The sequence below is a fragment of the Vibrio sp. 10N.286.51.E5 genome, from assembly GCF_041469125.1.
Taxonomy (GTDB): Bacteria; Pseudomonadota; Gammaproteobacteria; order Enterobacterales; family Vibrionaceae; genus Vibrio; species Vibrio crassostreae_C.
The window spans coordinates 73,959-89,192 of sequence record NZ_JBFRJZ010000021.1 but is presented as its reverse complement, the minus strand read 5'-3'; the positions used below and the strand labels follow the sequence as shown (position 1 = coordinate 89,192).

The following is a 15,234-nucleotide window of genomic DNA, read 5'->3' as shown; positions in this document are numbered from 1 at the left end:
AATATATTGGCTTGATATGAATAAAGAAAACTTCCTTCAGCAATTCCAACTTAACCCTACCGTTGGCTATCATCCTGAGTCAGTAGAGCGTGTTTCGCACATCAGTGGCGAGCAATTACGTAAAGCGGCAGTGGTGGTAGGTTTAGTTGAAAGAGAAGATGGTTTACATGTCATTTTTACTAAAAGAGCGGCTCATTTAAAGCATCACCCCGGCCAAGTCAGCTTTCCTGGTGGTAAACACGAACTTTCTGACCCTTCTATGCAATTCACTGCACTCAGAGAGCTCCATGAGGAGGTGGGAATTCGATCGGATCAAGTTAAAATTATTGGGCAATTACCAGCATTGAGTACTATTAGTAAATTTTCTGTGACGCCGATTATTGCCATGGTCGATCCTGACTATGAAGCCATCATTGATGAGAACGAAGTTGCCTCAATTTTTGAGGTACCCGCTACCTATGTTTTAGACCAAGCCAAGTTACACAGCCACACTGTTAACTTTAAACAAATCAAGCATCGGGTTTTTGCTATGCCCTTCCAAGAGCACCTAATTTGGGGCGTTACGGCGCAAATTATCCAATCGCTGCAGCAACACGTACTGCAACGAATCACATAGCAACTACGTTTTGTTTAATCTCTGTTAACAAAATCCAGACTTTCTATGGAACAGATTTATTAATGCAATTTTACGCAAACGTTTCCCTGGTATAAATCTATACAACCCCGCCTTTCGCATAAATAAAACTAATACCAGACATAAACATAAATCACATGTAGCACGCTATTTTCGTGATCAAAAATTCGTTTTTCGCATATCATGTGACACGCCGTTTCATTACATGATTTAGATCTATTTTTTGCAGAAGAAAATTCTGCAGAATTATCCCCGACTTATTTCCTGTTCCCAAAAAATGAGTAATTTAACATGAACACAACAACTTCTTCGGCAAATGCCGTTAAAGATTCAAGCAAGTTTAACTATAAAGATTTTACCTGGTGTTTATCACTATTCGGTACAGCAGTTGGTGCTGGCGTACTATTCCTTCCAATCAAAGCTGGTGCGGGTGGTTTTTGGCCATTAGTTATCCTAGCTCTAATTGCGGCACCAATGACTTGGTTCGCACACAAATCTCTAGCTCGTTTCGTACTGTCTGCTAAAAACCCTGAAGCTGATATTACAGACACAGTTGAAGAGCACTTCGGTAAGACTGGCGCAAACATTATTACTTTTGCTTACTTCTTCGCTATCTACCCGATCGTTCTTATCTACGGTGTTGGTATCACAAACACAGTTGATTCTTTCCTAGTAAACCAAATGGGTATGGAATCTATTCCTCGTCCTCTTCTTTCTGGTGCACTTATCCTTGCTATGACAGCAGGTGTTGTATTCGGTAAAGAGCTGATGCTTAAAGCAACTTCAGCAATGGTTTACCCACTAGTATTCATCCTACTAGCGCTATCTTTTTACCTAGTTCCTGATTGGAACACTTCAATGATGGACGTAAGCCCAGAATGGTCAACAATGCCTTCTATTATCTGGCTTGCTATTCCAATCATCGTGTTCTCTTTCAACCACAGCCCAATCATTTCACAGTTCTCTAAAGAGCAACGTCGTGTATACGGTGATGACGCAGTTAAGAAAACTGACGCGATCACTGGTGGCGCAGCAATGATGCTGATGGGTTTTGTAATGTTCTTCGTATTCTCTGTAGTGCTTTCTCTATCTCCAGAGCAACTAGCAACAGCGCAAGCACAGAACATCTCTGTTCTTTCTTACCTAGCTAACGTTCACGAGTCTCCACTTATCTCTTACATGGGTCCTCTTGTAGCATTCGCAGCGATTACTTCTAGCTACTTCGGTCACTTCCTAGGTGCTCACGAAGGTCTTGTTGGTCTAATCAAGTCTCGCTCTGGTTCTTCAGTAAGCACTATCGAAAAAGCATCTCTAGCGTTCATCGTTGTTACAACTTGGATTGTTGCGGTAGTTAACCCAAGTATCCTAGGTATGATTGAAACAATGGGTGCTCCAATGATTGCAGCTATCCTGTTCCTAATGCCTGTGTTCGCGATGCAGAAAGTACCAGCAATGGCTAAGTACAAAACTTCAGCACCTGTACAAATCTTTACAGCTTTATGTGGTCTAGCGGCTATTAGCTCTGTAATCTACGGCGCTCTTTAATCTCAAGCCCTTTTTATAAGATGGCATCCATCTTATATCACGAGATTAGACAAAAAATATAATGATAATAAATGAGCCTCCCTACTCCCCTTGAGAGGCTCTCTTTTTGAGGTAATCGCTATGATTAGTGTATTTGATATCTATAAAATCGGTGTTGGTCCATCGAGCTCACACACAGTTGGACCAATGAAAGCGGGTAAAGAATTTATTGATGACCTACGTTCAATGGGAAAATTGCGCGACATCACTAAAATCACCGTGGACGTATATGGATCACTATCACTGACAGGGAAAGGTCACCACACAGATATCGCAATCATCATGGGTCTTGCTGGCAATACTCCTGAGCGTGTTGATATCGATTCTATTGCTGGCTTCATTGCTCGCGTAGAAGAAACTGAGCGCCTTCCTGTTGGCATGCACTGTCATACAGTATCGTTCCCACGCGATGGCGGTATGAACTTCCACACTAGCAACCTTTCTCTACACGAGAACGGCATGAGCATTCATGCATGGGTTGGTGACGAAGTTGCATACTCAAAAACGTACTACTCAATTGGCGGCGGTTTCATCGTTGACGAAGAGAACTTCGGCAAAGAAGAAGAAAACCCAATCAAAGCACCTTACGAATTCACAACAGCTGAAGAGCTGGTTAATCAGTGCAAAGAAAGCGGTCTTTCTATCAGTACACTGGTTATGAAAAACCAAGCAGCGTTCCACTCAGACGAAGAGTCTCGCACTTACTTCGCTAACATCTGGAAAACGATGCGTGAGTGTATGGATCGCGGTATGAATACTGAAGGTATCCTGCCTGGTCCACTACGTGTTCCTCGCCGTGCAGCAGCACTTCGCCAACAGCTAATGACTTCAGAAAAAACAACCAATGATCCAATGTCGGTTGTTGACTGGGTAAACATGTTTGCTTTCGCAGTAAACGAAGAAAATGCAGCTGGCGGCCGTGTAGTAACGGCACCAACAAACGGCGCATGTGGCATCATCCCTGCTGTATTGGCTTACTACGATAAGTTCATCCAAACAGTGACAGAGAAAGATTACATCCGTTACTTCGCAGCTTCTGGCGCGATCGGTGGTCTTTACAAGCGTAACGCTTCAATCTCTGGTGCTGAAGTTGGCTGTCAGGGTGAAGTTGGTGTGGCATGCTCTATGGCTGCTGCTGGTCTTGCTGAGCTTATGGGTGGTAGCCCTGAGCAAGTATGTATGGCTGCAGAAATCGGCATGGAGCACAACCTAGGTCTAACATGTGACCCAGTTGCTGGCCAAGTACAAGTACCATGTATCGAGCGTAACGGTATTGCTGCAGTTAAAGCAATCAACTCGACTCGTATGGCGCTTCGTCGCTCTTCTGCTCCTACTGTTTCTCTAGATAAAGTTATCGAAACAATGCTAGAAACAGGTAAAGACATGAACGCTAAATACCGTGAGACATCTCAAGGTGGTTTGGCTGTTAAGGTTGTTTGTTAATCATTCTGAATTAATAAACCGATAACAAAAAAGGAACGCCGCGGCGTTCCTTTTTTGTATCTGAAGCTTTTGGAGCTAAAGCTTGGTGACTGATTGATTCAACCGACCAAATTGTTTTGTTAAATCACTTGCGAGATAAGCAGGAAACAACCAAACAGCAGTGAGAACAACATCATTGCGCTGCCACCTTCTGCTCGGTATCGGTCATCAGCAACTTTCATGAAGCGCTGCTTGTGAACCATAACCAGAGGAACAAACACCGCTAGGAACACCAAGATGATGCCTGCGTAATTCAGCACTTGTAGGAACTTGTCTGCAGCAAGCAATGAACCCGCCAACGGCAAGATAAAGCTAATGCAGTACGTTACCGCTGTATTTTGGTTGAACATGTCTTTGTTCTGGTTGAACAACGCCATTGCTACGCCAAAGAAAGAAGTCAACAACGCCAAGCCAGTGAAGGTAGACAGAACGTTACCCACCCAAGGAGACTGAGCCTCAAACGCCGCCATCAAATCTGATACGTTCTCAAAGCTACGGAATTGCTCTTCACTCAAGTTACCCACTACCGCAAACAACCAACACAAGTAACACACTAATGGGATCAGAGAACCGATGATCACCATGTTACGCAGCTGTTTGTCTGTCGCTTCGTGGTTGTAAGAAACCAAGGTTGGAATCACCACCATAAAGCCAAAGCTCGTAAACAGGATGGCACTGGTTTTGATTAGGTCAACGTGGTCATGGCTGGTTACCTGCATCAAGTTTTCTTGAGTCATGCTCGGCGCTAAGAAGGCCATGGTTGCAAACAAACTAGCAAGCATCACGAAGAACAATGCTCGATTGAGCTTATCAATCACACCAGTACCACTTGCGACTACTGCGCCAGCAAGCAAGGTAAACACGGTTTGACTGGTAGTCGCGGTAATTTCGACGCCAAAGTTAGACAGTAACTTACTCAGCAAGTCACCTGCGCCCAGAATGTAAGCCATTAATAGGCAAATCAACAACGCGTATAGCAAGCCGTTGGTAAGCAACTGACCTTGTTTACCCAAGGTTTTTCGGGCAATAGAGTTTAATCCTAGACCGCCACCCGCTTTGATGGTCGCTTCTAGAAGTAGTAATGCTGCGTAAGTCGTACCGAAGCAGATCAGTACCATAAGCAGTGTGCCGTAAAGCAATCCGAATTGAGCTAATACCATTGGGATCGCAAGCATACCAGCACCGAGAGCGGTACCAGCGATAATTAGGGAGCTACCCATCATTTTAATATTCATTGTTTTTAACTTATTTGTTTAGTTTTTATAGATGTGAGTCTTCGTTCATCGAGCGGATGACAAAGGAGTTCAGATAGAAATAAAGTTATAAAACGAATAACAATAGGAGCGATAAGCGGTAAAGAAGCGTGCAGAGACGTTGTCGAACAGGGCGTTCAAAGGGGAGCTTGTCTTAAAAGAGGTAAAACGAGAAGCGTGAGTAAGCATTAACTGATGTGGTGAACCTTCCGTAGGTTCAATAATCGGTGATGTAATCTTGAATTTCATGTATGTGTCCAATAAGTCACATTCCATAGTATTTGAAGCAGCGTATCCGTTGCTGCCCTACCTCTATCATAGAGGTCTTTTCATCTTATCGAATGAGCCTCGAAACACAACGCTATGACCACAATTTTTGCTATTAAATTGAACAAAACAACCATTTGGATATAAATTGACCACTAAGTCGTCTAAAACAATAGTCTTTATTGATAAAAGACAAGCGGACAAATACATCGAGCTAATTAACAACCTAGGCTTTTCTAATTATCAGCACAATCAAAACTCGATGCTGCACTTCAACTTTCCCAAAACAACAGTCTGTTTTAAGAACAGCGAGGAGCTTGACGCGCGTTCCATTTCAACATCAGACACGACACAAACTCGCTACATCACAGAAACATAACCGGAGTGTGGTCACACAATTCGTTATACCCCATAGGTGGTAGGAATTCTTACTAGTACAGTATTTGCGTCATTATAATTAATAAAAACAAACACCTTATGCGCTCAACAATCACCTTTAAAATCCTAGTGGCCCTCGCCATCGTGTTCACCTTTTTGCTGGCAATATCGACCTATTTCCAATATTCGCAACAAAAGCAACTTGTAAACTCAGTGTTAAGTGAGCAGCTTCACGACAAAGCAAGTAACTACTTCGATAGCCTCAATCTGATGATGCTCACCGGCACCATGGCACAAAAAGAGACCCTTCGTCAGAAAGCACTGGCTCAAGAAGGCATTGAAGACGTTCGTGTTTTACGCGCCGACGCTGTCAGCAAGTTATATGGCCCAGGTAATGACAACCAAACACCGGTTGACGATATTGATAAACGAGCGCTAGCGGGCGAAACCGTTATCGAACCTTTTTCTGCTGATTGGGGCAAAGGCTTGGTTATTGCTCTGCCAATGAAGTCGAGTGAAGATTACCGAGGAACCAATTGTGTCGCCTGTCATATGGCACCAGAAGGTGAAGTCTTGGGTGCGATTCGTCTCGAATATAACCTTAACCATGTTAACTCGCTGATTAACACTCAAACCATGGCTGCTATTGGCATTATGGCAGTGATCTCGTTTGCCGGATTTGTCCTTACGATGGGATTAATTCGTAAGATTATCGTGCGCCCGCTGCAACAGACTTCTCGCTTTATGACCCAAGTCAGCAACGATAAAAACCTATCCACTCGCCTGCCGGAACAAAGCAAGGATGAGATTGGCACGCTGGCTAACTCCATCAACTCGTTCATGGGAACCGTATCTGACAGCTTAGAAAAGGTACAAAGCACCTCGCACAAGTTAAATGCGTCTGCCAACCAACTGACTAGTGTCGCGCAAATTACCGAGCAAGCCGCCAGCGACCAGCAAAGCGAAACCGCAGAAGTGCAACACAATGTCGAAGGAATACAGGCACAGCAAGTCAATGTAGAACAAGCGACTTTAACGGCTTCAGAGCTTATTAATCACACCGCCGATGTGGCATGTAAGAGTGCCAACCAAGCACACGACGCAAGCAGTGAGATAAAAAACCTCGTTAGCAGCATAGAAGAAGTGAAACACAAAATACTGACACTCAATGAGCAAACCGGAGAGGTCTCTTCAATATTGAGTGTGATTCGTGGCATTGCTGACCAAACCAATCTTCTGGCCTTGAATGCAGCGATTGAAGCAGCTCGTGCGGGAGAACAAGGTCGTGGGTTTGCGGTAGTGGCAGATGAAGTTCGCCACCTTGCATCGCGAACCGCAGAAGCAACAGGCAGCATTGAGTCAATCATTCATCAATTCCAGCAAGGCAGTGAAGAGTCGCTAACTTCTGCCGATCGCGTTTGCGAACAAGCTCATCAAAGCTCAACCGATATCGACGCACTTTCAATTGAAATGAATGGTGTGGTCGAAGAGATGAAACAAGTCTTGGCTCACGCACAGAATATTCAGCAGCAAACACAATCCACCACACAAGCGACTCAAGATGTTCAACAAAAGGTTGAGACCATCACCTCTCACGCCAACAACACGTCGCAATCTGCGGCTGAAACTCGCAACATCAGCAATGACTTAGAAGAGCTGTCTGATCACCTTGAGTCACTGATTAATCAGTTTACTTTGTCGAGTACAAAGAAGAAGTCATAGATCGCCAACAAAAAAGCGCTCAACAATGAGCGCTTTATCTTCATAGCAACGTCTAATTCAGGCTTTCAGGCTTTCAGGCTTTAAAAGAACCGTAAACCAAGATTAGTGCGTAATGGAAACCGCGGTTAAGTCTTTATGCTTGTGATACATCGCGTGTTTGACTATCAGGTTCGCACTCACGCTATCCATTCCTGACACTTCAACGTTAGCCCCTTTTTTACGGAACTTGAACACAACCTTATCAAGCGCCTCGACCGAGGTATTATCTAAGAATGACGCATCCGATATATCGATGGTCACTAAAGAGGTCGCGTTGTCATAATCAAATAAGTCGACAAACGCATCTGACGAAGCAAAGAAGACATGGCCTTTTACTCGGTGAATGGTGTGCATTTCGTTTGTCACGACTTCATCGGATATAAACACCATGGATTTGCTGGCATGTGCATAAAACAGAGCCGACAGCACCACGCCAACCGCAACACCTATTGCTAAATTATGAGTAAACACCACCACCGCCACGGTTGCTAGCATGGTTACATTGGTTGGCAGTGTGTGATCTTTAAGCTCAACAATGGAACGCCATGAGAATGTGCCGATAGAAACCATGATCATCACAGACACTAAAGCGGCCATCGGTATCAGCTTCAACCAATCAGAAACAAACACCACCATTAGCAACAAAACCACCCCAGCGATCATGCTGGACAATCGGGTTAAGCCACCTGATTTGATGTTAATGATCGACTGACCGATCATTGCGCAGCCCGCCATTCCACCAAAAAGGGAAGCCACGATGTTCGCAACGCCCTGCCCTTTACACTCATTGTTTTTATTGCTTTCAGTATCAGTCAGGTCATCGACTATGGTCGCTGTCATCAAGGATTCCAACAAGCCAACCAGAGACAGAGCAATCGAATATGGCAGGATGGTTGCAAGCGTCTCAAACGTGAATGGAATATTAGGAATCAAGAACACAGGCAGTGAATCGGGAAGCTTGCCCATATCGCCAATCGTTCTCACATCTAAGCCGAAGAGCAAACTAATGATTGTCAGGGTAACAATCGCGACCAGTGGAGAAGGTATTGCGCGACCAAACTTGGGGAAATAAGGAAGCAGATAAATGATCGCCAAACCCAAAGCGACTAACACGTAAACGCTTGAAGGGACGTTGATTAATTCAGGAAGTTGGGCCATGAAAATTAGAATGGCGAGCGCGTTAACAAATCCAGTAATCACCGATTTGGAAACGAAATTCATCAGGTTACCAAGCTTGAGATAACCAGCTGCGATCTGAATGACGCCAGCTAGAAATGAAGCGGCGAGTAGATATTCTAGTCCGTGCTCTCTCACTAAAGTGACCATTAGTAGCGCCATAGCGCCTGTTGCACCGGAAATCATTCCCGGACGACTGCCAACCAAAGCAGTGACGACACAAATACAGAACGAGGCATAGAGCCCTACTTTAGGGTCAACGCCTGCAATAATTGAAAATGCGATGGCTTCAGGGATCAATGCGAGTGCAACCACAATCCCAGATAATGAATCTCCTTTAACGTTTGATAACCAGTGTTTTTTTAAATAATTAAGCATGTAATTCTCTTTTACTTGTACAGCCAGTCCTGCCTTGTTGAGACATAATTTGATCGACTGTTTTTCTTGAATGAGCGAGCGCTCGAAAAGTGCGGGTGTAGAGAGAATGCAGGGGTTAAGGCGGCGTAATTAACACGTAGATATTAAACTCCTCTTGTACTTTAGTGGGAAATTAAGAAGGTGATCAAGTCCAAAATGACTGAATCCGCGCCAATATAGAGTGAGTCTCAACACAATCACACTCCCATTATTGAAAACAAAGGTTTCGATTACGCCATGCTCGTTCAGCAGCTCACATAGGGTGAAAGGTAAGGCTGACGCTAAGATCGAACAAAAAACACACCCTCAAACCTATTTATCGTCAGTAGACACAATATTTCTTTCACCAAGCAAGAATAAAGGTTGAAGCTGTCGGTATGACAGGTAATATGTTCAATCGATTTAAAAAGTTTATACAACTTGATGTTTCGGCTAATTATTGTGCAAATGTATATTTATTTGCAGCAATGCCAGAGACTTTGAGTTGAATTTGTCCCTCAATGGAGAATGAAATCAACATGACTTACGCGCCTGTAACAGACGTACTTGGCGGCAAGCTAGCGGTAGACAGTGAAGTAACTGTTCGCGGCTGGATCCGTTCACGTCGTGATTCCAAAGCTGGAATCTCTTTCCTTGCCATTTATGACGGCTCTTGTTTCGACCCGATTCAGGCCGTGGTTCCTAATAATCTTAATAATTACGAAAACGAAGTATTAAAGCTAACAACTGGCTGCTCTGTTGAAGTAACGGGTAAGATTGTTGAGTCTCCTGCGAAAGGTCAAGACTTCGAACTAGCAGCAACTGACGTTAAAGTTGTAGGCTGGGTTGAAGACGCTGACACTTACCCAATGGCTAAGACGCGTCACTCTATCGAGTACCTTCGTGAAGTTGCTCACCTACGTCCACGTACAAACGTGATTGGCGCAGTAGCACGTGTACGTAACTGTCTATCTCAAGCGATTCACCGTTTCTACCACGAGCAAGGTTTCTTCTGGACTTCTGCTCCGCTTATTACTGCATCTGATGCAGAAGGCGCTGGTGAAATGTTCCGTGTTTCTACGCTAGACATGGAAAACCTACCACGCACTGAAAAAGGCGACGTAGACTTCAACGAAGATTTTTTCGGTAAAGAGACGTTCCTAACAGTATCTGGCCAACTTAATGCTGAAGCTTATGCTTGTGCACTAAGCAAGGTTTACACGTTCGGTCCTACGTTCCGTGCTGAAAACTCAAACACAAGCCGCCACCTAGCTGAGTTCTGGATGGTTGAGCCTGAAGTTGCGTTTGCAGACCTTAACGATGTAGCGAAACTGGCTGAAGACATGCTTAAGTACGTTTTCGCTGCTGTTCTTGAAGAGCGCCGCGACGACCTTGAATTCTTCGCTTCTCGCATCGACAAGCAAGCAATTACTCGTCTAGAGCAATTCGTTGACGCTGACTTCGCACAAGTTGACTACACTGACGCAATCCAAATCCTACTAGACTCTGGTAAGAAATTTGAGTTTGACGTTGAGTGGGGCATCGACATGTCTTCTGAGCATGAGCGTTACCTAGCTGAAGAGCACTTCAAAGCACCTGTTATCGTTAAGAACTACCCGAAAGACATCAAAGCTTTCTACATGCGCTTAAACGACGACGGCAAAACAGTTGCAGCAATGGACGTACTTGCACCAGGCATCGGTGAAATCATCGGTGGTGCACAACGTGAAGAGCGTCTAGACATTCTAGACGAGCGTATGATTGCTATGGGTATCGACCCTGAGCACATGAGCTGGTACCGCGACCTACGTAAATACGGTACAGTGCCACACGCTGGTTTCGGTCTTGGTTTCGAGCGTCTAGTATCTTACGTAACAGGTATGGGTAACGTTCGTGACGTGATTCCATTCCCACGTACACCACGCTCTGCAAACTTCTAATTCGAAACCTATTCGATATTAAAAGTTAAGAACAAACAAAAACCTCCGCACTTGCGGAGGTTTTTTTATGTTCGGAATAAAACGAGTCCAGATGCTTCTGCGTGCCACTATCTGAGACTCATTATTTCAAAAGCTAATCCACATCTTGGTCGATAGCGTATTTTATTGCAAGACCGCAGATTGCCATCATAACGAATGGGATCGCGGCAGTGGTGTATTCCGCCCACGCCATATCAGCGAATGCTTTTGCCAGCAGTACGTGGCCGAGAATAAGCAGAAGCGCACACACAATAGCGACAATAATCAGCTTAACTTCATTTCCCATAGTCATTTTCAACATAACGGTATCTCCAATATTTGGTCTACCGTTATTGAATCACAACTCTTTGGTCAATTAGGCGTACAGTTACCCCACAAACAACCCGTACAGTTGGAATGATTGTCTTTTTTATGAGGGACTTAAGGTTTTACGAGTGCGTAAGTTGATGTGCCAGTTTGCCAAGCCAGATGAGCGCCTGTTCTTTCTCTTCTGTCAGTTCATAAGAGAAGTTCAATCGTATCGCGTTATCCACTCTGCCATGCTCACTAAACAGATCGCCAGATGCAACGCTAATGCCTTGCTCGATAGCCAGTTGATGAAACTGTTGGCTGTCGAATTTTTCAGAAAAGCGAATCCATATCAAGTAGCCACCAGCCGGCTCTTCAATCTCTATTGAATGCGGAAAGCACTGCTTAATGACATCGATAAATCGCTCTTTCCTGACGACAAGGTTTTTACGCAGTTTACGAAGGTGATTGTCGTAGCTTTCATGCGTTAAGAAATGAGCGACACCAAGTTGAACAGGAGCGCTACTCGATAACGTAGAAAGAAGCTGTAACTTTTGAATCGCGTCGTTAAAACGCGTGTTCACAACCCACCCTACTCGATAACCAGGACACAAACTTTTTGAATACGACCCACAAAGCAAGACGGAATCGGTCTTATCGAAGGCCTTTAGTGGCTTCGGCTTATGCCCTTCGTAATAAAGATCGCCATACACGTCATCTTCAATAATGTAGGTTCCATGCTGTTCTGCAATCTCTACCACACGGCGCTTTGCCTGTTCCGACAAACTGGTTCCCGTTGGGTTTTGAAAAGTCGTCATCAGCCAACACGCTTTAACATCTTGGTTTTGTAGCGCGTTTTCAAACTGCTCTATATTCAACCCATTGATTGGGCAAACGTCCACTTCGATCGGGTTAAGCCCGAGCCTCTCGACAGCCTGCAGAGCACCATAGAATGCGGGAGACTCAATCACGACGTTATCACCCGACTTGGTGACCGTTTGCAGGCTCAAGTTGAGCGCCTCCATAGCACCCGACGTAATCACGATGTCTTGATGATTAACCGTGATCCCTTGCTGCAGATAACGCTGTGCGATTTGCCTTCTCAAGGACTCACTGCCCGGTGGTAAATTATTTATCACACTCGCGCCAGTCATCTTCCTACCCGCGCTGGCAAGGTTTCGAGTCAAGGTAGGTAACGGGAAAAGGTCGGGATCTGGGAATGCAGAGCCGAAAGGAATCACACCTTCGGCTGAACTCGACTTCAAGAAATCAAATAAGCGGTCATTAATGGCTTTCTTTTCACTAACGAGTGGCTGTGCGTAGTCAACGCCGTCCAGCCTTGGCGCTACAAAGTAGCCCGACTGAGGTTTAGCGATGATCCACCCTTCGCTTTCTAGCAACTGGTAGGCTTGTAAGACAGTACTATTGCTGACGTTGTAATTTCGACAACTCATGCGTACCGAAGGGATCTTCTCTCCGGATCGCCACGTATTGTTGGCTATCTGAGTTCGAATATCCTTTGCAAGCTCTTCATAACGCGCCATCTAATTGTACTACCTAGAGAAATTCTGTGAGCCGGTGATTTTATCACTTACGCCAACAACTATTGCTGCTATCCATATGATCGCACCTAATTTCCACAATAGTGTGAATTAATTCACAGATAACTTTGTAAGCTTTGCTAAGTTTGTACCCAAGGTAGGAGCTAAGTTGGCTTTCTACCTCAATAATTTGATGTAACCCAAAAACATGCGAGATAACAATGAAAAAAATAGAAGCAGACCAATTAAGTTATAAAGGAGAGTCAAACGGTGTTCACAGTTGGACAACACCGAGCGGTCAGCCATATTACTGGCACCCAGATTGGCTCCATATTGCTGAAGATGCGACAGGCTCACATCCAAAGCAAAAGATCGATGTCGAACAAGACCAAGCACCAACGGAAAAACACGCGGTGTCTGCTATTCTGAAACACATCAACCAATGGGCTGCAGACAAACTAGCGTCTCACCCTGAGATTGAAACCGGCTCAATCGAAGCTGAAATCAATCTCAAAAAGTAACGGGGTAAAGTAGATAGCAAACTCAATCACGCGCGATTCTAACCCAATACACAGACTGAATAGCCTCGAACCTCGACCGAGGCTATTCAAGTATCTTCATAAAAATGCTGCAATAACCCCCACCTAGCTAACAAATCTCTAACACAAACCAGTTTCTTGTATCAATCCACGAAAGCTATCGATAGAATCTCCGGTCTTATTCACGTCAGTTATGCTAATTATTCGCAATTCTAAAGTCGTGAATCAATGAATGCGTAAATCTAATAAGAATGAGAACAAAGGCTTACCGATGGATACTTCAAATTACAATCAATCGCTAACGACTAAGTTATACGTCATTGCTGGCGTGCTGTTTGGCACCTATGGCAGTCGGGTGTGCCCTATGCTCGATAGCTTAACGACGTTAGAGATTTTCACACAAGTCAGTATTGTGTTTATCTTATTATGGCTCGCACGTCGTTACCCATTGGCGCAACATACCTTGGTCAAGCAAGGCCGATTCACGCAACTCGATACCCTGCTATTTTTTGCTGCAAGTGTGCCTTTCGCGCTCTACTACAACTTAAGCTATGAATTCACCATAGATAGTAATTTGAAGGTGCTGTTTGGCATGAGTCTATTCGGCTTCTTTACCGGAACCATTCTTCAATTGAATGCCAAGCTCAGCCAAATGGATAAAATGGAGACGACTGGACAATTCGACTTCCAACTGGTTGGTGAAAGAAGTTCACTGGTCAAGCAGATGATAGGCTTGGTTATCGTGCTTCTGGTAACACTGACGACTATGTTGACGATGATTGCCGTTAAAGACATCTTCTGGCTAGAACACAACCCTGACCGCTTATTGGATGGCACCGGCAAGATCAGCGTGATCAAAGAGTTTATTTATTTGGCTGTGGTACTGGGTGGCTACGCGATAACCATCATGACGCTTTGGAGTAAGCTAATTAAGCGTATTCTCCTAAGCCAAGAGCACGCATTAAACAAAGTCACCAATGGCGAGCAAGGCGTTCGCTTACCTATTTTCGGCTACAACGAGCTTGGATCAATGGCATCTATGACCAATACCATGCTTGATAGCCTTGAAACCGCGCAAAACGAAGTGAAAACCACACGTGACGTGGCCATTGTGAGCTTATCGGCATTGGCTGAATCTCGAGACAATGAAACGGGCGCACATATCCTAAGAACTCAAGAGTACGTCAAGGTACTCGCACAAGAGCTCAGCAAATCAGAAACCCACTCAAGCTTGTTAACTCCAAACTACATCGAGTTGCTCTACAAATCTGCGCCTTTGCACGACGTGGGCAAAGTAGGTGTTCCTGATAGTGTGTTATTGAAGCCGGGCAAATTGACGGACGAAGAGTTTGAGATAATGAAAGGTCACCCCGCGATTGGGGCTGAAGCGTTATCTATTGCAGAAAAGCAGTTGGGAAGTAGCTCTTTCTTAAGAGTCGCAAAGGAGATATCTCTGACTCACCACGAGAAATGGAATGGCAGTGGTTATCCTAATCAGTTGTCTGGTGAAGATATCCCGTTATCTGGCCGTTTAATGGCATTAGCTGATGTTTATGATGCGCTCATCTCGAAGCGAGTCTACAAGCCACCCTTTACTCATGAACAAGCTAAACAGATCATCTTAGAGGGCAATGGGACGCATTTTGATCCGCAAGTTGTCCAAGCTTTTCTGGTCGTAGAACAAGCGTTTGTTTCAATTGCTGCGACCTACAAAGATGGCAAAAATGTAGCGAGTGAACTCGAGCGCGAAAGCTTTATTGCTCAACCAGCGTAATCTATTCAAAATCCACTAACTTCTTGCACCCTATAGGTTAATCCGTAGGGTGTTTTGTTATCAAATATCCTCTTTAGTCAATAAATCTGATTGAAATGGATTTTTTTTGGTCTTTCTGTTCACTTCGTATTGTCTTAAAAATTCCATACAGGTATAACTACCCATAGATACTATCCCCTCTC

The 15,234-nt window shown here is 44.5% G+C and carries 11 protein-coding genes; 7 read left to right on the top strand and 4 right to left on the bottom strand.

Annotated features, from left to right (window positions below):
- The first annotated feature begins 16 nt into the window (after nt 1-16).
- The 3 genes from AB4161_RS07615 to AB4161_RS07605 all read left to right on the top strand — a co-directional run bounded on the left by AB4161_RS07615 (nt 17) and on the right by AB4161_RS07605 (nt 3,661).
- Nucleotides 17-616: a CoA pyrophosphatase gene (locus AB4161_RS07615; RefSeq protein WP_102320451.1), complete on the top strand. Its 600-nt coding sequence runs from the start codon at nt 17-19 to the stop codon at nt 614-616.
- 309 nt (nt 617-925) lie between these two features.
- Nucleotides 926-2,179: an aromatic amino acid transport family protein gene (locus tag AB4161_RS07610; RefSeq protein ID WP_102320452.1), complete on the top strand. Its 1,254-nt coding sequence runs from the start codon at nt 926-928 to the stop codon at nt 2,177-2,179.
- Nucleotides 2,180-2,299: 120 nt separating this feature from the next.
- Nucleotides 2,300-3,661 (top strand): L-serine ammonia-lyase, encoded by a 1,362-nt coding sequence (locus AB4161_RS07605; protein WP_017060420.1) that lies wholly within the window; start codon nt 2,300-2,302, stop codon nt 3,659-3,661.
- Nucleotides 3,662-3,780: 119 nt separating this feature from the next.
- Here AB4161_RS07605 and AB4161_RS07600 read toward each other — a convergent pair whose 3' ends face one another.
- Nucleotides 3,781-4,923 carry an amino acid permease gene (locus tag AB4161_RS07600; RefSeq protein WP_017060419.1) on the bottom strand — a complete coding sequence of 381 codons (1,143 nt, stop codon included), beginning with the start codon at nt 4,921-4,923 and terminating at the stop codon, nt 3,781-3,783.
- 774 nt (nt 4,924-5,697) lie between these two features.
- On the opposite strand from AB4161_RS07600, the gene AB4161_RS07595 reads away from it, so the two are divergent.
- On the top strand, nt 5,698-7,320 hold the full coding sequence (locus AB4161_RS07595) for a methyl-accepting chemotaxis protein (protein ID WP_372083117.1): 1,623 nt from the start codon (nt 5,698-5,700) through the stop codon (nt 7,318-7,320).
- Between the two features lie 102 nt (nt 7,321-7,422).
- On the opposite strand, the gene AB4161_RS07590 is transcribed toward AB4161_RS07595, so the two are convergent.
- Nucleotides 7,423-8,913, bottom strand: a complete 1,491-nt coding sequence (locus AB4161_RS07590) for a SulP family inorganic anion transporter (protein ID WP_372083116.1) — start codon at nt 8,911-8,913, stop codon at nt 7,423-7,425.
- Nucleotides 8,914-9,470: 557 nt separating this feature from the next.
- Here AB4161_RS07590 and asnS point away from each other — a divergent pair.
- Entirely contained in the window at nt 9,471-10,871 is a 1,401-nt protein-coding gene (asnS, locus tag AB4161_RS07585) for an asparagine--tRNA ligase (protein WP_017060416.1), read from the top strand.
- A 133-nt stretch (nt 10,872-11,004) separates the two neighbouring features.
- Here the strand turns inward: asnS and AB4161_RS07580 are convergent, their stop codons facing one another.
- Nucleotides 11,005-11,211, bottom strand: coding sequence for a hypothetical protein (locus tag AB4161_RS07580; RefSeq protein ID WP_004734707.1), 207 nt, complete (start codon nt 11,209-11,211; stop codon nt 11,005-11,007).
- Nucleotides 11,212-11,338: 127 nt separating this feature from the next.
- On the bottom strand, nt 11,339-12,742 hold the full coding sequence (locus AB4161_RS07575) for a PLP-dependent aminotransferase family protein (protein WP_372083115.1): 1,404 nt from the start codon (nt 12,740-12,742) through the stop codon (nt 11,339-11,341).
- A gap of 218 nt (nt 12,743-12,960) precedes the next feature.
- Between AB4161_RS07575 and AB4161_RS07570 the strand changes: the two genes are divergently transcribed.
- Together AB4161_RS07570 and AB4161_RS07565 are read left to right on the top strand one after the other, a co-directional pair.
- Nucleotides 12,961-13,260 (top strand): hypothetical protein, encoded by a 300-nt coding sequence (locus AB4161_RS07570; RefSeq protein WP_017060414.1) that lies wholly within the window; start codon nt 12,961-12,963, stop codon nt 13,258-13,260.
- 250 nt (nt 13,261-13,510) lie between these two features.
- Nucleotides 13,511-15,052 (top strand): HD-GYP domain-containing protein, encoded by a 1,542-nt coding sequence (locus AB4161_RS07565; protein ID WP_017071957.1) that lies wholly within the window; start codon nt 13,511-13,513, stop codon nt 15,050-15,052.
- Nucleotides 15,053-15,234: the final 182 nt, after the last annotated feature.